13 protein-coding genes are annotated in these 17,809 nt (G+C 64.1%); 6 read left to right on the forward strand and 7 right to left on the reverse strand.

The annotated features are described in order from the left end of the window. Positions 1-7: 7 nt before the first annotated feature. From AC1DB0_RS12110 to AC1DB0_RS12125, 4 genes are all read right to left on the reverse strand, one after another. Entirely contained in the window at positions 8-937 is a 930-nt protein-coding gene (locus AC1DB0_RS12110; protein ID WP_054426176.1) for an electron transfer flavoprotein subunit alpha/FixB family protein, read from the reverse strand. After that, positions 937-1,686 (reverse strand): electron transfer flavoprotein subunit beta/FixA family protein, encoded by a 750-nt coding sequence (locus tag AC1DB0_RS12115; protein WP_175169964.1) that lies wholly within the window; start codon positions 1,684-1,686, stop codon positions 937-939. The genes AC1DB0_RS12110 and AC1DB0_RS12115 overlap by 1 nt, the downstream gene beginning before the upstream one ends. A gap of 149 nt (positions 1,687-1,835) precedes the next feature. Then, the gene (locus AC1DB0_RS12120) at positions 1,836-2,405 is read right to left on the reverse strand and encodes a HutD/Ves family protein (RefSeq protein ID WP_476756948.1); all 570 of its coding nucleotides are present in this window, start codon (positions 2,403-2,405) and stop codon (positions 1,836-1,838) included. Between the two features lie 4 nt (positions 2,406-2,409). Then, positions 2,410-3,597, reverse strand: a complete 1,188-nt coding sequence (locus AC1DB0_RS12125) for an NAD(P)/FAD-dependent oxidoreductase (RefSeq protein ID WP_342067436.1) — start codon at positions 3,595-3,597, stop codon at positions 2,410-2,412. A gap of 263 nt (positions 3,598-3,860) precedes the next feature. Here AC1DB0_RS12125 and AC1DB0_RS12130 point away from each other — a divergent pair, with 263 nt between their 5' ends. The 3 genes from AC1DB0_RS12130 to AC1DB0_RS12140 are packed head-to-tail and all read left to right on the forward strand — an operon-like array spanning position 3,861 to position 6,420. Next, positions 3,861-4,859 (forward strand): aliphatic sulfonate ABC transporter substrate-binding protein, encoded by a 999-nt coding sequence (locus tag AC1DB0_RS12130; protein ID WP_476758670.1) that lies wholly within the window; start codon positions 3,861-3,863, stop codon positions 4,857-4,859. A 14-nt stretch (positions 4,860-4,873) separates the two neighbouring features. Continuing rightward, a complete protein-coding gene (locus tag AC1DB0_RS12135) occupies positions 4,874-5,644 on the forward strand; it encodes an ABC transporter permease (RefSeq protein WP_476756949.1) in 771 nt (256 codons plus the stop codon). Beyond that, a complete protein-coding gene (locus AC1DB0_RS12140; protein WP_054426187.1) occupies positions 5,632-6,420 on the forward strand; it encodes an ABC transporter ATP-binding protein in 789 nt (262 codons plus the stop codon). The genes AC1DB0_RS12135 and AC1DB0_RS12140 overlap by 13 nt, the downstream gene beginning before the upstream one ends. Before the next feature lie 72 nt (positions 6,421-6,492). Here AC1DB0_RS12140 and AC1DB0_RS12145 read toward each other — a convergent pair whose 3' ends face one another. Continuing rightward, entirely contained in the window at positions 6,493-7,437 is a 945-nt protein-coding gene (locus tag AC1DB0_RS12145; protein WP_441371203.1) for a LysR substrate-binding domain-containing protein, read from the reverse strand. A 93-nt stretch (positions 7,438-7,530) separates the two neighbouring features. On the opposite strand from AC1DB0_RS12145, the gene cydC reads away from it, so the two are divergent. Continuing rightward, positions 7,531-11,463 (forward strand): thiol reductant ABC exporter subunit CydC, encoded by a 3,933-nt coding sequence (cydC, locus tag AC1DB0_RS12150; RefSeq protein WP_476756950.1) that lies wholly within the window; start codon positions 7,531-7,533, stop codon positions 11,461-11,463. Here the strand turns inward: cydC and AC1DB0_RS12155 are convergent. Next, complete coding sequence (locus AC1DB0_RS12155) at positions 11,435-14,038, reverse strand: penicillin G acylase (protein ID WP_476756951.1); 2,604 nt, start codon at positions 14,036-14,038, stop codon at positions 11,435-11,437. The two genes, cydC and AC1DB0_RS12155, sit on opposite strands and share 29 nt — an antisense overlap. A 154-nt stretch (positions 14,039-14,192) precedes the next feature. Here AC1DB0_RS12155 and AC1DB0_RS12160 point away from each other — a divergent pair, with 154 nt between their 5' ends. Further along, a complete protein-coding gene (locus tag AC1DB0_RS12160) occupies positions 14,193-15,125 on the forward strand; it encodes a LysR family transcriptional regulator (RefSeq protein WP_476756952.1) in 933 nt (310 codons plus the stop codon). On the opposite strand, the gene AC1DB0_RS12165 is transcribed toward AC1DB0_RS12160, so the two are convergent. Then, positions 15,122-16,582: a hypothetical protein gene (locus AC1DB0_RS12165; protein ID WP_476756953.1), complete on the reverse strand. Its 1,461-nt coding sequence runs from the start codon at positions 16,580-16,582 to the stop codon at positions 15,122-15,124. The two genes, AC1DB0_RS12160 and AC1DB0_RS12165, sit on opposite strands and share 4 nt — an antisense overlap. A gap of 275 nt (positions 16,583-16,857) precedes the next feature. On the opposite strand from AC1DB0_RS12165, the gene blaOXA reads away from it, so the two are divergent. Then, a complete protein-coding gene (blaOXA, locus tag AC1DB0_RS12170; RefSeq protein WP_427945254.1) occupies positions 16,858-17,748 on the forward strand; it encodes a class D beta-lactamase in 891 nt (296 codons plus the stop codon). Positions 17,749-17,809 lie beyond the last annotated feature (61 nt).

A 17,809-nucleotide genomic window follows, 5' to 3' on the forward strand; every position in this document is an offset into this window, starting at 1 on the left:
GCCCGCGTTACAGCGACGCGGCCAGCGCGGGCACGGCGTCGAACAAGTCGCCCACCAAGCCGTAGTCCGCCACGCCAAAGATCGGCGCATCGCCGTCTTTATTGATGGCGACGATGGTCTTGGAGTCTTTCATGCCGGCCAGATGCTGGATGGCGCCTGAAATACCCACGGCCACGTAGAGTTCCGGCGCAACGATCTTGCCGGTTTGCCCCACCTGCCAATCATTGGGCGCATAGCCCGCATCCACCGCCGCGCGCGAGGCGCCGAGTGCCGCCCCCAGCTTTTCAGCCAACGGGTCCAGCAGCTTGAAATTGTCGGCGCTGCCCAGACCCCGGCCGCCTGACACCACCACGCGCGCACCGCCCAATTCCGGGCGTTCGGACACGGCGATCTCGCGGCGCTTGAATCGCGCCAGGCCCATATCGGCCACCGCCGCCACGGATTCCACCGCCGCGCTACCGCCTTCGGCCGGCACGGCATCGAACGCCGTGGGGCGGATCGTCGCCACTACCACCGCGTAGCCGCTCTTGACCGTGGCAATCGCGTTGCCGGCATAGATGGGGCGCTTGAACGTGTCGGGCGCCAACACCTCGATCACGTCAGACACCTGCGCCACGTCCAGCAGCGCGGCGATGCGCGGGGCCACGCTCTTGCCCTGCGTGGTGGCGGCCAGGAACAGATGCGAGTAAGGCGCGGCGACGGCCACGGCCTGCGCGGCCAGGTTCTCGGCCAGCCCTTCGCCCAGATGCGGCGCATCCGCCCACAGCACTTTCTCCACGCCCGGTGTACGGGCCGCAGCATCCGCCACGGCTTGCGCATCCGCGCCCGCCACCAGCACATGAATGGGTGCGCCCAGTTTGCCGGCGGCGGCAATGGCGTTGCGCGTTGCGCTGTTCAGGGCGCGGTTGTCGTGTTCGGCAATAACCAAGACCGTCATCAGATCACCTTCGCTTCGTTCTTCAGTTTGTCGACCAGCGCGGCCACGTCGGCCACCTTGATGCCGGGCGCGCGCGCGGCGGGTTCTTCCACGCGCAGCGTTTCCAGCCGCGACGCGGGGTCCACGCCCAATGCCTCGGGTGTCTCGATATCCACCGGCTTCTTCTTTGCCTTCATGATGTTGGGCAGCGTGACGTAGCGCGGCTCGTTCAAACGCAGGTCGGCGGTGACGATGGCGGGCAAGGTCAGCTCCAGCACTTCCAGGCCGCCATCCACCTCACGCGTGATGCGCGCCACGCCGCCGTCGATATCAATCGCGCTGGCGTTGGTCGCTTGCGGCCAGCCAAGCAGGGCGGCCAGCATCTGACCCGTTTGGCAGGCGTCATCGTCGATGGCCTGCTTGCCCAGAATCACCAGCGCGGGCTGTTCTTTTTGCACGACCGCGCGCAGCAGCTTGGCCACCGCCAACGGTTGCAGGGCAACGTCGGTTTGCACCAGCACGCCCCGGTCAGCGCCAATGGCCAAGGCCGTGCGCAAGGTTTCCTGCGACTGCGCCGTGCCGCAAGACACCGCAACCACGTCTTGCGCCACGCCCTGCTCTTTCAAGCGCACGGCCGCCTCGACGGCGATTTCATCAAACGGGTTCATCGACATCTTGACGTTGCCGATCTCCACGCCGCTCTGGTCGGCCTTGACGCGCACGTTGACGTTGTAGTCAACCACGCGCTTGACCGCGGCTATCACCTTCATGCGAACACTCCTGAATCAAGGAATCAACAAAACGCGCCGCGCGGGGCGCGAACAGCAATAATCAAACCCAATAAAGCAACCCAATAAAGCAACCCAACAAACAAACCCATCAACCGCGTCAACCGCATCAAACGCATCAAACGTAACGATCAAACCGCGCCAAGCGCCGCCATGTGCAGATCGATCCGCACGGCGTCCGGCGGCAACGCGTCTGCGGACACGGCATCGTCCTGACAGGACGAGTCGATATAAAAATTCTGCGCGTCCACCACGATGCGCACGTGGGACGCGGGGCCGGCGGCGTCTTCCAACGATCCGGCCTTGACGGTGACGGGCTGCGCGCCACCGCAGCAAACCTGCGCTTGAACCGCGCCGCGTAAAACGAACAGATTGAGCACGCGCACCGCGCCTTCAAGCAAGTGCGACTGCAAGGCGACATCGCCCGCGAACGCGACCGCCCTGCCCGGCAACAACGCGATGTCCACGCCGTCGCCACGCAACGCCACGCCCGCCCCCGACAGCACGACCGACACGCGGTCAACGCCCGGGAAGCGTGAATACGCGCCGTCACGAGTGATGTCGGCCACGCTGACCCGCCAGCGCGGCGGCATCATGCGTGCGCTGGCGGCGTCATCCACCGCCAGGGTGCGCGTCACGCCGCCGCCGTTTTTCCAGGGTTCAGGCGGCAAGTCCTGCCAGTTGGCGTGCACGGCGCGCATCGGATCAGGACACCGCGCCAAGGCCGTACTTGCCCGTCAACAACGCGCCGCTTTCAAAGCGGCCGATGTCGTAAGGCTTGAGCGACACGTCGGTGGCCAGCCCCAGCGCTTCCTGTGCCAGCACCCGGCCCACGGTCGGCGACAGCTTGAAGCCGTGACCCGAAAAGCCGAACCCCACAATCAGCCCCTGCACGCTGGGCACGCGGCCCAGCACCGGATTCCAATCGGGCGTGACGTCGTACACGCCGGTCCAGGACGAGGCCAGGCCTGCCGTCTCATACGCCGGGAAGCGCGCGGCAACCTGTTCGCCCACTTCGGCCACGTAGTCCAGCGGAATATCGCCCTGCTCGGCGTCGCTCTTTTGCAGCGCCTCGCCCACGATGCCTTCGCTGACCAGCATCTGGTTGCCGCCATAGCTGCGGCAATACAGCATGCCCGGCGACGCTAGGTCTTTGAAGACCGGCATGGAATAGGTATAGGGCGCCTCGCTGCATTCCAGCGCCAGCACGGCATGGCGTTCAGGCACGACGGGCATCGCCACACCGGTCCAGCCGGCCAGTTCGGGCGTCCAGATGTTTTGCGTGCTGATGACGAGCGGGCTGGCAAAGTCGCCATCAGACGTGGACACGCCAACCACCCGGCCGTTCTCGATCAGCAGTTTGCGCACGTCGACGTTTTCGCGAATGGTCACGCCCCGGCGGCGTGCGCCGCGCGCGAAACTGGTCGCCACCAGATAGGCGTCGGCGAAACCGGCTTCGGGTTCATAGCCGATCAGCGCGGCATCATCGAACGAGGCAATCGGCAGGAGTTCGCGGGCTTGGGCAGGGTTCAGCAATTCCAGCGCAATGCCTTGCGCGCGTTGCTGATCCAGCGCGCCGCGCAACGGTTCCAGCTTGTCGTCGTCGGCCGCCGTAATCAGGTAGCCACACTTGACCAGTCCGCAGGACGCCTCGTCGTCGCCGACATAGCTGGCAAAGTTGTTGAACACGTTCCAGGAACGCTGGGCCAGCTCCACGTTTTCGCGCACCGAATAGTGCGTGCGCAAAATGCCGGAAGACTGCGAGGTCGTACCCGCCCCGATCGTGGCGCGATCCAGCACCAGCACGTTTTTGGCGCCCAGCTCCGCCAGGTGGAACGCCACCGAACTGCCGATCACGCCGGCACCAATCACGATCACGTCATAACTTTTCACGACAAGGCTCCAAGGACAAGTGGCGCGAGTGTGAACCTGCCGTGTGTGGCGCTTCGCAATATAAGCACCGCGAATACTGAATAAAAGCCTTGATGAAACGCCGACGTTCCGCCCGCTTTGTTTAAGCAGAACAAATTTCGACCATCGCCAATCCTTATATTCATGCTGCGGCGCGATGCCCGGGTGAAAGTCTCGTCTGCCGCACCACAGAGTGCCGGCGACATGACATCTATCAGTCAATCTACTTTACGTAGGGGAAAAATATGAACATGAATCGCCGCGCCATGTTGGTGCGCACCGCAGCGTTGGCGGGCGCAAGCGCCCTGGGCTTTCCCATGATCGGCCGCGCCGCCAATGCGTCATACACGTACGGCGGCTCGGCCTGGCTGGGGCATTACTCGGCCTACATCGCCATGAAGACGGGGCTGTTCGCCAAGCAGGGCCTGGACATCAAGTGGCAGAGCTTCGCCACGTCGTCCGACCGCATGAGCGCCGTGATGGCCGGCAACATCGACCTAGCCGGCACGGGCGTGGTGTCGTCGCTGGCCTTGATGGCGGCGGGCGCGCGCCAGTTTCAGGTGATTGCCACGCCCAACAACTTCGGCCGCGCCGAAGGCGTGCTGGTGCGCGAAGACGTGAAGTCGGTAGCTGACCTGAAGGGCAAGAAGATCGGCGTCACCTATGCATCCAGCGCGCACGTGTTGTTGCTGGACGTGCTGCGCCAGGCGGGCATGAACCCCGACCGCGACGTGTCCATCATCAACCTGCCCGCGACCAACCTGCTGTCTGCCTACCAAGGCAAGCAGATCGACGCGGCGGTGGCCTGGACCCCGGCGTTCGACCGCATCAAGGCCGTGCCCGGCACGCACGTGCTGTTGGACGACACGGCGTTCTCGCTCTACAAGCAATACGGCATCACCCCCGGCCCCGATGTGCTGCTGACGCACACGAAGCTGGGCAAAKAGAACCCTGACGCCGTGAAGAAATTCCTGCACGCCGTGTTCCAGGCCAACACCATGCTGACCGAGCAGCCCGATGAGGCCGCAGGCGTGCTGCTGGAGCTGACGGGCTTGTCCAAGGAAGAACAGCTGGCCGTCATCAAGCAGACGCAGTGGTATTCGGCTGCGGACCAGCAAGCGCTGATGGTGGAGCCGGGCAAGTTCGTCACCGGCATGCAGCAACTGGCCGAAATGCTGGTGTCCCTCAAGCAGATCGACCGCGCACCCACCGTCAAGGACTGGGTCCAGGCCTCGTACCTGTAAGCGGGACACAAGCCATGTCCACGCGTTCGTCTTCAAGGGAAACACGGCTGATCTGGGTCAGCGTGTTTTCGCTTCTGAGCTTTTTGTTGCTGTGGGAAGGCCTGTGCCGCGCCGGCGCGGTCGACCCGATCTTCCTGCCCGCGCCGTCGCAGGTGCTGGCGCGCGCCATGTCGATGTCGGACCAGGGCACGCTGCTCTACAACGTGCTGGCCTCCACGCGCCGCGTGATGGTGGGCTTTCTGGCAGCCGTCATCGTGGCCATTCCGCTGGGCATTCTGTTGGGCACATCGAAGGTGGCGCGCGCCGTCTTCGACCCCATCATTTCGTTTCTGCGCCCGCTGCCCTCCATGAGCTGGATTCCGCTGTCGCTCTTGTGGTTCGGCATTACCGAAACGCAGAAGTACAGCATCGTGTTCATGGGGTCGTTCGTGCCGGCGCTGCTGTACGTGATGGAAGCGTCGCGCAGCATCGACCCGGTGCTGGTGCGGGCGGCGCGCAACCTGGGCGCCAACCGCTGGCAGGTCATGCGCGAAGTGCTGTTCCCCGGATGCCTGCCGCAGATTCTATCGGGCATGAAGATCATTCTGGGCCTGTCATGGACGTGCGTGATTTCTGCCGAACTGGTCGCGTCCAAGGAAGGCCTGGGCTTCATGATCATGAACGGCAAGGAATTTTTCCAGACCGACACCGTGGTGCTGGGCATGGTCCTGATCAGTTTCACCGTCCTGGTAACTGACTTGTGTTTGCGGCTTCTTGAACGATGGGTGCTGGCATGGCAACGATGAACGACACGATGATCCAGCTGACCGATGTGTCCAAGGCCTATGGCGACGTGACCGTGCTGGACAAGGTGAACCTGGAGGTCAAGCGCGGTGAGTTCCTGGTGCTGCTGGGCGCGTCTGGCTGCGGCAAGTCCACCCTGCTGAACCTGATGGCGGGCTTCATCACGCCCAACACCGGCACCGTCGCCATCAATGGCAAGACCGTCACTGACGTGACCGCCGCCTGTGGCATGGTGTTTCAGCAGTACGCGCTGTTTCCGTGGCGCACGGTGCAAGAGAACGTGGAATTCGGCCTGAAGATGCGCGGCATGTCCAAGCAGGAACGTGCGCCGATTGCCCGCAAGTTCATCGAAATGGTCGGCTTAAAGCAGGCGGCGGACAAGTATCCGCATGCGCTGTCAGGCGGCATGAAGCAGCGCGTGTCGATTGCGCGGGTGCTGGCCAATGACCCCGACGTGATGCTGTTCGACGAGCCCTTCGCCGCGCTGGACGCCATGACGCGTCAGGTGCTGCAAGACCAGTTGCTGTCGATCTACGAGCAAAGCGGCAAGACGATTGTCTTCATCACGCACTCCATCGACGAAGCCCTGACGCTGTCCACGCGCATGGCGGTGATGGGTTCCAAACCCGGGCGCATCGTGCAAGACATCCAGAACGACCTGCCGCATCCGCGCAGCGCTGATGTGCAGTTGTCACCGCGCTTTGTGGAATTGAAGCGGTCGATCTGGGAGCGCGTGCAGGAAGAAGTGACGCGCAGCATGGAACTGACCAGCGACTAAAACGCCCCCAGGAAAGCCGCCCACCGCGATCCGACGGGCTGGAGGTGGGGCGGTCGGGTGATCAGTCCGGCATTACCACGCCCCTTTGCTGCGCCCTTCTTCCGCCAGAAACTCCACCAGCGCGGGCAACGACGCATCCATCGGCCGGTTGGCGTGGATGCGCATCACGTAGCCCCACGAACCCGGCATGCGCAGTTGCGGCATCAGCGGCACCAGCCGGCCGCTGGCCAGGTCTTCATCGATGAGCGGCGCGCGGCCCAGCGCAATGCCAACGCCCGCCGCGGCTGCCGCCACCACCGTGCTCAGGCCGCTCAGCACCATGGGCTCCTGCCAATCGGATTCGGCCAGGCCCAACCGCGGGCTCCACGTGCGCCAATCGGTTTCGGGGCTGTCGATGTGCTTTTCTTCAAGCCAGCGATGGCGCAGGAAAACGCGAGGGTCATTGCGATCCGCCTCGGCAATCAGCGTGGGGCTGCACACGGGCACGACGGTTTCGGTCATCAACGCAATATCGCCGGGCTCGGCCAGATGCGGCCCGCGCGCGCGCACGTGCAAAAACGCCAGATCAATGTCCTGGCTTTTCCAGGCCGGGTCCTGGCTGGCGTGCAGGTAGACCTGAACGCCGATGTCGGGATGCAATTCAATGAAGCGGCCAATGCGCGGCGCCAGCCACAGCGCGGCCAGCGACGGGTTGGCGGACACGTTCAAGGTATAGCGTCGGCGGCCTCGCGCCGAGGCGCGCACATTGCGGCACGCGGTATCCAACAGGGTCAAGGCCTGTTGTACGGACGCCAGCAGCTCGGTGCCCGCGGCGGTTGTCTCTGCGCGGCGTACTGTGCCGCCCCGCCGCAACAGCGGCACGCCCAAATCTGCTTCCAGCGCCCGCAACTGATGGCTGACGGCGCTCTTGGTGACGTGCAATTCGGCAGCCGCGCGGCTCAGGCTGCCCAGGCGGGCGACGGCTTCAAAGGCGCGCAACGCTGCCAGCGGCGGCGTGTGGTTGGGCAGATCGGGCATCGGTTGAGTTTATCTCAACCCATGATTGAAAAACTATCGCTTTCGCGCGTGCGGCGGATCAGTGACCATGCAGGCTCTGGATGGAGCATTGATATGTATTTCGACTCTCGATTGTGGCGGTTAACCGCGGGCTTGCGCGCCGGCATGGCGGGCGGCATCTTCCTGGGCCTGCTGGCGCTGGCGGCTGGCATTGCCCGCTATGTCTTCCTGGGCCAGCTGCTGGCCCGCGTGTTCAACGGCGCGCCGTGGCAAGACTGGATCACCCCCGCGCTGTGCGTGGGCGCAATGGTGCTGCTGCGCGCGGGCTTTGACCACTGGCGCACCGTGCAGGCGAATCACACCTCGGCCCAGATTCAGCAGACGCTGCGCGGCAAACTGTATGACCGCATCGTCACACTTGGCCCCGCCTGGTTTGCCAACCAGCGCACGGGCGGCGTCATGCTGACGGTGGTGGACGGGGTTGAGCAGTTGCAAACGTTCTTCGGCCAGTATTTGCCGCAGGTCGCCATTGCGGCCGCCGCGCCCTTCGCCATCTTTGCGGTGATCGCCTTCTGGGACGTGCCCACTGCGCTCGTGTTCCTCGCGGCGGCGCTGTTCGCCTTGTTCGGCCCGATGGCGGTACACATGCTGGACCGCCGCGCCAGCCAGGCGCGCACGCGCTCGCTGAACGCCTTCGGCGAAGACTTTCTGGACGCCGTGCAAGGCTTGCCCACGTTGAAGTCGTACGGCCAGGGCAAAGCCTGGGGCCAGCGTCTGGCCGCCAAGGCTCGCAGCCTGTCGGACAACACGTTCTGGGTGCTGTCGGTCAGCCTGCTGACGCGCGGCATCAGCGACCTGGGTGTGGCGCTGGGCGCCGCGCTGGCGTTGACCTTGGGTGCGTGGCGCGTGTCGGCGGGCGACATGAGCGTTGAAGCGCTGCTGATCGTGCTGATGGCCGGCACCGAAATCTTCCGGCCACTGCGCGACCTGCGCTCGGTGTTGCACCGAGGCATGCTGGGCCAATCGGCAGCTGTCAGCATTCACGCTCTGATGGACGCGCAGCCGTTGACGCCGGCGCCTGACGCGGTCGCCAATGTGGCCAAGCCGGCTGCACCCGCGACTTCCGTCGCTACCGTTGCTTCCGCTACTTCGGCTGGTTCGGCTGCTTCGGTTGCTTCGGTTGCTTCGGCTACTTCGGCTACTTCGGCTACTTCCGCCACTTCGGCTACTTCGGCTACTTCCGCCACTTCGGCTACTTCGGCTACTTCGGCTACTTCGGCTACTTCGGCTGCTTCGGCTGTTTCCGCTGCTTCGGCTGCTTCCTCCATTCCCGCTACGACTGCCCGGCTGGCGCCGACCATCGAATTCGACAACGTCGCGTTCTCCTACACGCCCGAACGCCGCGCCCATCAGGGGCTGGCGTTCAGCATTGCAGCGGGCGAACGCGTCGGGGTCGTCGGGCCTAGCGGCGCGGGCAAGTCCACCATCGTGCGTCTGCTGCTGCGGGAATGCGTGCCGCAGGCGGGCGTGATCCGCGTGGGCGGACACGATGTGAATACGCTGGACACGCAAACACTGCTGTCGCAGATGGCGCTGGTCAGCCAGGACATCACGCTGTTTCACGGCACCATAGACGACAACCTGCGTCTGGGCCGACCCGACGCCACGCACGAGCAGGTGCGCGCCGCTGCGCGCGCGGCCAATATCGACGACTTCATCATGGCGCTGCCCGACGGCTACGCGACCCGCATCGGCGAGCGCGGCCTGCAACTATCGGGCGGCCAGCGCCAACGCGTGGCGATTGCGCGAGCGCTGTTGCGCGACGCGCCGATCCTGATCCTGGACGAAGCGCTGTCATCCGTCGACACCGAAAACGAAGCCCTGATTCAACAGGCGCTGGACCGGTTGATGGCCGGACGCACGACGCTGATCCTGGCGCACCGGCTGGCCAGCGTGATCGGCGCGGACCGCAGCCTGGTGCTGGACCAGGGCCGCGTGGTGGAAGCGGGCCCGCATGCCGAGCTGATGCAGCAACGCGGCTTGTACTACCGGCTGATGCACGAGCAGGCGGAGGCGCATGAGAACCCCTCGGCGGGCCTGCCCTTGGTGGCAGAGGCCGGGTCGATATCCGGGTCGATATCGGGGCCGACAGACGGGCCAGTAACCGGGTCCGCCCCGCACGCCGCCAACGCTGCGCCCGACATCGCCCGGACCGCTGACTCGACCCCCGCCGCAGACCCCGACACCAAGCAAGGCCCGGTGCTGCGCTCACTGGATGCCGACGCTGAACAGGTCGGCTGGCGCGCGACCTTGGGCACCCTGCTGTCGGTGGTGCGCCCGTGGCGCGGCACGCTCATCGCCACCATCTTGCTGGGCGTGGCGCGCGTGGCGGCCTTCATCGGCGTGGGCGTTTTCAGCGCGCTGATCGTAGCGGCCATACGCGATGGCCGTGACATTTCCAGCCTGGTGGTTGGCCTGCTGATCGCCGCGCCGTTGGCCGCCCTGTTCCACTGGCTGGAGTCGTGGCTGGCGCATGCGATGGCGTATCAATTGCTGGCCGACATGCGGGTCAAGCTCTACGACAAGCTGGAACGCCTGGCGCCCGCCTACCTGCTGCAACGACGTTCGGGCGACCTGGTGGCGTTGGCCACGCAAGACATCGAGATGGTCGAATACTTCTACGCGCACACCATCGCGCCGGCCATCGTGTCGGTGCTGGTGCCGCTGTCGGTGCTGGGCTTCCTGGGCGTGTACAGCTGGCCCGTGGCGCTGGCGCTGCTGCCCTTCCTGGCCTATGCGCTGGTGTCGCCCGTGCGTGGCCGCCGTCACGTTGACGCCTTGGGCGACAAGGCCCGGCAGGCGCTGGGCGAAATGAGCGCGCACACCACCGACACCATCCAGGGGTTGGCCGATCTGACCGCGTTCCAGGCCACCGGCCGCCGGCGCGACCAGTTCCTGAAAGTGGCCGATCAGTACCGCGTGCGCCGCCTGGACATCCTGCGTGATCTCTCCAAGCAAACGGCCTGGTTTGAAATCGCGATGGGCTTGGGCGGCTTGGCGGTGGCCGTCGTCGGCGCGTTGCAGGTGGCGGCTGGCACGCTGTCGGCCAGCATGCTGCCGTTGCTGGTGCTGATTGCGCTGGCCACCTTCCTGCCGGTGTCCGAAATTTCGCAGGTCAGCCGTCAACTGGCCGACACCATTGCCGCCACGCGCCGCCTGCATGTGGTGGCCAACGAACCGGAACCCGTTACCGACGGCCCGCTGGCGCCGCCTGTCGCCACGCATGGGTTGTCATTGGCGTTCGACCACGTCAGCTTCGCCTACCCGGGCAAGCAGGAAGACACCTTGAAGGACCTGAGCTTCAAGGCCCCGGCCGGCGCCACCGTGGCGGTAGTGGGTGCGTCAGGGGCGGGCAAGAGCACCGTCGCCAGCCTGCTGCTGCGCTTCTGGGACCCGCGCCAGGGCGTGGTGAAACTGGATGGCGTGGACGTGCGCCAGTTGCAGCTGGATGGCTTGCGCGAACGGGTAGCGCTGGTCACGCAAGACACCTACCTGTTCAACGACACGCTGGAAGGCAACATCCGGCTGGCCCGCCCCGAGGCCTCGCCCGACGAGCTGGCGCGCGCCCTGGAGCAAGCCGCCTTGACGGACTTCGTGCGCACCCTGCCCGAGGGCCTGGCGACCAAGGTGGGAGAACGCGGCATGCAGTTGTCGGGTGGCCAGCGTCAGCGTATCTCGATTGCGCGCGCCTTCCTGAAGAATGCGCCCGTGCTGATTCTGGACGAGGCAACCTCGCATCTGGACACCTTGTCCGAGATGCAAGTGCGCGGCGCGCTGGACACGCTGATGCGCCATCGGACCACCTTGGTGATCGCGCACCGGCTGTCCACCATCCGCGACGCCGACCTGATCCTGGTGCTAGAACGCGGCACGCTGGCGGAGGCCGGCACGCACGACCAATTGCTGCGAAAGCAAGGGGCCTATGCGCGCCTGGCCAGCCACCAGGGCGGCTACGCAGTCAGTAGCGCAACGTCTCAACCGACGTAGCGTTGGCGCGCACCTCCGCATCCGTGAACCAGACCCGCTTGTTGCCAAAGCGGTTGTAAAGATCGAACTGGTCACGGGTGTGGACGGAAGGCGTGCCGTCCGGGGCGACGAAGCCGCTCTGCCCCGGCGCCACCACATCCACCGCGTGCACGCCCTTGGCATCGAACACCGTCATGTTGTTTTCGGTGCCGCGGTTCTGCGTGGCCGAGTAGCTCAGCACCGCCTTGTCGTCCGCCTGCGGCACGCCCAGGAAGTTCTTGGGCGCAAACACCATCGGCGGCGCGGGGATGCGCCATGCAGCGGGGTCCTGGCCATACGTCTTCTGCAACGTGGCCAGGGCTTCGTCCAAGGCGGCCAGCGTGACGGCTTCGGGGCGCTTGCCGTTGAAGAAGTCGTATTGCTGCGGCACCCCCGAATTCTGACCGGCCAGCGCGTTGAATAACACCTTCACGCCCACCGTCAGGTTGACCGAACCCGTGGCGGGCGCCGCGGGCGTGGGATAGCCGGTTGCGCTGTACCACTTGAAGAAGTCGGCGGGCATCTCGTCGGCAAGCGTGGCTTTGAGCATGGCGCGCAGCCAGGCGTCCATCACGGCAGAACCGGCGTTGTCATAGAAGCCCGGCTGTTTGTCGCTGGTGCCCATGCCATCCCAGGACGCCAGACCCGCCACCAGGCGCGCACGGGCGTCATCAGCGGGCAGCCCCGCCACGGCGCGTTGCAGGAACGGCAGGAAGTGGCGACGGTTGACGTCGGCGTAGCTGGTGGTGCGGATCAAGTCCCACATCTGCTGCGGGCTGACCTTGCCGCCGTTGGCCGTCATGGCCTTCATGCGGGTTTCGATTTCGGCGTAGCGGTCAGCTTGCCCCCAGACGATGGCGAACAGGTCGGTGGACGGGTAGCCGCGCATCGGCTGGTTGTTCCAGTTGGCGATGAAGCCCTGGCGCGGGTTGTACACCTGCGGGTTGGTGGCAAACGGCAGCATGCCGTCCCAATCCATCTCGCCGGTGCCAGGCACGGGCAGGCGCGGGTCGTGGCCGGCACGGCGCTTGGGGTAGAAGCCCGTGTGCGCATAGCCGATGTTGCCGCGGTCGTCCGCGTAGTACCAGTTGATGGTGAGCGCGTGGCGCGCGGCCTGCTGCTTCCATTGGTCCCAATTTTTCGACTGCGTCTTGTGCGTCCAGGCCATCAGCGATTGCAGCTCATAGCCTTCCCACGCGCGCGCCTTCGCGTAGGCCACATGCTGCTTGTCGTCGAACTTGGTGACGATGCCGTGCACCGTGCGGTAGACGTCCATCAGCACGGGCTCGCCGCCCTTCACCGCGATCAGCTCGGTGCGCTTTTCCATCGTCTTCCATTCACCATTGTGGAAGTAGCGGGTGTGGTCGGCAGGGTCGAGCTTTTCGGCGTAGATGTCGACGTCGTCGCCAAAGCCCGCGGTAGAACCCCAGGTGACGTGCGCGTTGTGGCCGAACAAAATGCTGGGATAGGCGAACGGCGTGTTGCCCACCACGTCAAACCCCGCGCCGTGCAGGCCGATGCCGTAGGTGTAGGCCGGGTTCCACCAGCCGAACTGCGGGCCGTTCAACAGAATCGACCGCGCGTCCTTGGCGTGGTCGCGCCCGACGATCCACATATTGCTGGTGGTGGGAAAACCGGCAATGCCGGGCTGGCCCGATTCCGCAAACTGCGCCAACAGGCGCGCGGGCGCGTCGGCCGTGGCAGCGTCCAGCACGCCACGCGTTTGCGGATCGCGGGCGATACGTTCCAGCATGGGCGGCGTGCCGTCATATCGCGGCAAAGCGTAAGACAGCGTGGCCTGCGCTTTCGCCGCGTTCGGCTGATACACCCCCTCTTCTTCCGGCACCGTCGTCGGTGCGCGGCTGTCGGTCATCCAGCGCAGTTGATTGAAGATCTGCATGGCGCGCGCGTCGCCGTGCTTGTCTTTCAGCGCGGTCAGCAGCGCCAGGTTATCGATCTCGCTGTTGGCGTCCGAAAAGCGGTTGGCCATCGTGCCGACGAAAACCATCGCTACGTCGTAAGGCGTCCAGTCTGACGGCTGAAACTGCAAGTCATTGAATTCTTTGGGCATCAGGCTGCCCGGCTTGGCGCGCACCTGCGCAATCCAGGCATTCATGCCCGCGGCGTAGCCATCCAGAATCTGGCGTTCGGATGCCGGCAGCGCGGCCAACTGGCGCTGGATGCGTTCGGGCGAAAAATTGCCGCGTATCGATTTGTCGAAGGCCACCATTTTTTCGCCCAGCACCTCGGCGACTCGGCCCTGCGTGCTGCGGCGCGCCATCTCCATCTGGAACAGGCGGTCTTGCGCCACGGCGTAACCGTAGCCATAGAAGATGCCGTAGACGGTGTTGGCGTACACATGCGGCATGCCGTAGTCGTCGCGGCGGATCGTGACCTGCCCGCCGGCCGGGCGCGTGGCGCGGGTTTCTGCGGGGGCCTCGGCTGAGGAAGATGTTGTGGAAGGGGTAGCCGAAGGGGTGGCCGGCGTTTGCGCGTGGGCGGCGAACGCGCCCGTGCAGGCCGCCAGGATGGCGGCCATCAACAAGTGCTGCTTCATGAATCTGTCTCCGAATTTCTTGAAACCGCGTCACGGTGCGAGTCACCCGGCGCGGGGTGCGGCGTCTCTGGCGGACACCGTCTGCGGGCCATCATACGGAGCCGCAAACTATAATTCCAATGCATTTATTTCATAGCATTGATGCTTTTCTGACATGGACTTTCAGAAACTTAAACACCTGCTCGCCGTTGTGGAACACGGCACGTTTTCGCGCGCGGCAGAAAAAGTGAACCTGTCGCAACCCGCGCTCAGCCGCAGCATCCAGGCGCTGGAAGCCGAATTGGGCCTGCCGCTCTTGGACCGCGGCACGCGCCAAGTGCGCCTGACGCCCTACGGCGCTTGCGTCGCGGAACGTGCGCGCCGCATGCGATTCGAAGAGGCCGAGCTGCAACGTGAGCTCAAAACCTTGCACAGCGGCGAGTCGGGCACGCTGAATATAGGACTAAGTCCCACGCCGGCCTCCTTGTTGCTCTCCCCATTCCTCACGCACATGGCCGCCAACCACCCACACGTGCGCGTAGGCGTCGAACTTGGCGCCACCGCCACGTTGCTGGACATGCTGCGCGCCGAACGCATCGACGCCATGGTGTGCGACGCGCGCATGCTGTACGACGCCGCCGATATCGACACGCGTCCGCTGGCGCCTTTGCGCGCGGGCATGGTGTGCCGCAAAGGGCATCCGATTCTGGCGCACAAGCGCGTGGGCATTGATCAGATCAGGCAGTACCCGGTGGCCTCCAGCACGCTCAGCCCCGAGGTGTCGTTGCGGCTGGCCGAAACGCTGGGGCCGGGCGGCGCGCCCGAAACCATGGTGACCACGCGCTGCGAAAATCTGGACGCGCTGGTAAGGCTTGCCCTGCACACTGACACGCTACTGCTAGGCGTGATCTGCGTGACGCGGCGCGAGCAGGCCGCGGGCCATCTGGTGGAAGTGCCCATTGCGCCCGACCGGCAACGCCAAGGCCACTACGTGCTGGCGCGCTTGGCCGGGCGCACGCCGCTGACGGCACAAGACGCGTTGTATACGTTCACGCAAACGTGCTGGTCGGAATTCGCGTCGGGGCAGTCCGGCGGCGTTGTCGTTTAGCCTCCGTCCGCCTGACTGCATTGCCGTGGGAGCGTTGTCGAATCGGCGTCGCGTGAGGCCCCAGCATCCTTTGCGGCTATCTGGAGCGGCTCAGGCAAGGCTTTGAGGCTTTCCCTGAAAAAGCGTCGTTGCCCCGAACCCAAACCTTGCACGACGTGTGCAAACCGCTCCACCGCAGCGAAAACTTGGTGGCTCAGCCCCTCGCTATGGGTGCGATACCAAACGAATTCAAGCAGCAAGTTAGCCACTTGATGCGCCCCGTAGAAAACTCGGCCTGCGTCATTTTCCTCAAGCGTGAAGGCCGCGACATTCGACCAGTCTTCGTAGCCCTTGGCACGCGAAAAGGCCGCTTGGAACGGCTTGACTGCCTCTAACATTTTGCCCAAAGGAAGGGGCGACTGCGCTTGAAAGCGCTTCAAGTCTCCGCTTCTGTCATCACAGCTGCCACGAGCGATGCGGAGTACGAACACGGTATTCCAGGCAGAACTGCCGCCGACGCCAAAGCGGTCGCATATCCATTCCGATAGCCCCAGCCAGCGTAGCGATAATCCTTGCACCGTATGAACGTCCTGGTCGTTGAGTACAGCAAGCAGCCGCTGTTGCCAAAATAACCACAACGTCCATCCGATGTTTGCCGCCACATCCTGAGCGGCCTCGACAGAGTCCGCCTCGTAAGCGGCCTGCAGTGCTTCTGACAAGGCGCAAATCGCCTTCTCCGCCTCATTCATTCTCAAGACTCGATCAGCACTCTTGTCCTCGAGAGCGCTGCCTTTGTGCAGCAAGGCACGCAAATTCAGGTATTCGAAGCGCACGCGGGGGTTGTAGCGAATGACAGGCGCCAGAAACTGGTCCGCCACTAGACGGTCCAGTCCGGCATGCGATTGCCTGATATCTCCGCGCGCATAGCTATTCCAGGCCGAGGCGACCGACGCCATTGCCGACAAGGTCGGCATGGAAGGGCCGACGCCTTCTGACTGGAGAATACGCCCCAGCCTGTTTAACGCGGCCTCGCTGCGCCTTACGTTACCGTGACGACGCCATGCGAGACTCTCTTTGAGTATGGCCAACGCTCGCTGAAAGTCGTCCAGTGCCGTTCGGTCAGCGGCCCGATAACTCGCAGCCCAACTCATACCCGTCGTCGCCATGCCATCTCGCGCGAGCCGCATGGCCTGGGTCAGGTGATTCCAGTAGTCCCCATCCTGGGTCACGTATTGCAGAAGGTCTGCGCGCGGGGATACATGCCCCCTCAGGCCAAGAAAGTTCGCTAAGAAGTCCAGGCTTGCGGGCTCCGAGCCGTGGCGGCACAGCACCCTATCTGCCTGCGCTCGCGTCATCCAGAATGGTCCCTGGCTGCGGCGTGATGCATTGAGCAGCGCAGGGGGCAGGTCAATGGAATTTCCCCACCCCACCTCCACCCCCCACGTTGCGAAATCACGAAAAGCGCGGGAAACAAGCATGCGAAGGTTGGAGTTCCCCGGGTATCGGGCCTGCAATGACGACCCGGGCACTGACACCTCACCTGTTTGCTGCGCGTACCAGACTCTTAGCAGCAGCCAAACCGACTGATACCGCGCAGGCATTCCGTCCACAAGAAGTGGACGGCCTAAATCGATTTGGATTTGCCGAGTCATTCCGCCATGTTACAGAGGTTACGGCAACTTGATTGGCGCTCTTGAGACACACGCATATTCTGGCGCCCGCATGTATCCCGCATGACAATCAAGGAGAGAACATGAAGTCAAAATTTCGTCGGTTTGCCAAAGCAGCCTTGCCGCTGCTAATGACGTTGCTCGGATCGGCAGCTGCTCAGGCCGAACTGCCCGTGGTCGATATAGGTGCGAGATTTCATGAGCAGCAAGTAGAGGGCACGTTCGTCCTTCTTGACGGACAGACCGGAGAGTTTCGGCGCTATGACGAGGTCAGGGCCGCTCAACGGTATCTGCCAGCGTCCACCTACAAAATTCCCAATTCGCTCATTGCATTGGAAACAGGTGAAGCGAAAAGCAAGGACTTCGTAATCGAGTGGGACAGTAAACGCGCGCCTCGCCAGCCATGGTGGCCGGCGGCATGGGCGCAAAACCATACGCTTGAATCGGCGCTACAAAACTCCGCGGTCTGGTACTACCAGGAAATCGCCAGGCGCATTGGCGCGGAACGTATGCAGGCTTATGTCGACCGCTTTGACTACGGCAACCGGAACATTTCTGGAGGCATAGATCAATTTTGGCTAACCGGTTCGCTCAGAATTTCCGCGAACGAGCAGGTGGAATTCTTGCGGCGGTTCTATGTCAATCAATTCGGCTTGGCCGAGCGGACGGTGCAGATGACCAAAGACATGCTCGTCCTGGAACAGACACCTGACTACCGTCTGAGTGGCAAGACGGGATGGGCCGGGCTTGGTGAACCAGGCGCGCCGCAAACGGGCTGGCTTGTAGGCTATCTGGAACGGCAGGGAGAGGTTTTCTATTTCGCGCTCAACATTGACGTTAAGAAAAGCCAGGATGCCGCTGCGCGCATGAAAATCGTGCGCGCTGTATTCGGCGACCTGGGCTTGCTGTCCACCGCCCCTCCCGATTTAACGTCGCAGGGCGCGCAATCTGCGATTTCTGGCGCCTCCAGATAGCGCCAGCATCGGAGTCGGCTCGACATTTCCAAACGAGGCGTTGGCCTAACGGTCTTCGGGT

It is taken from the genome of Achromobacter sp. 10T422 (genome assembly GCF_056394065.1).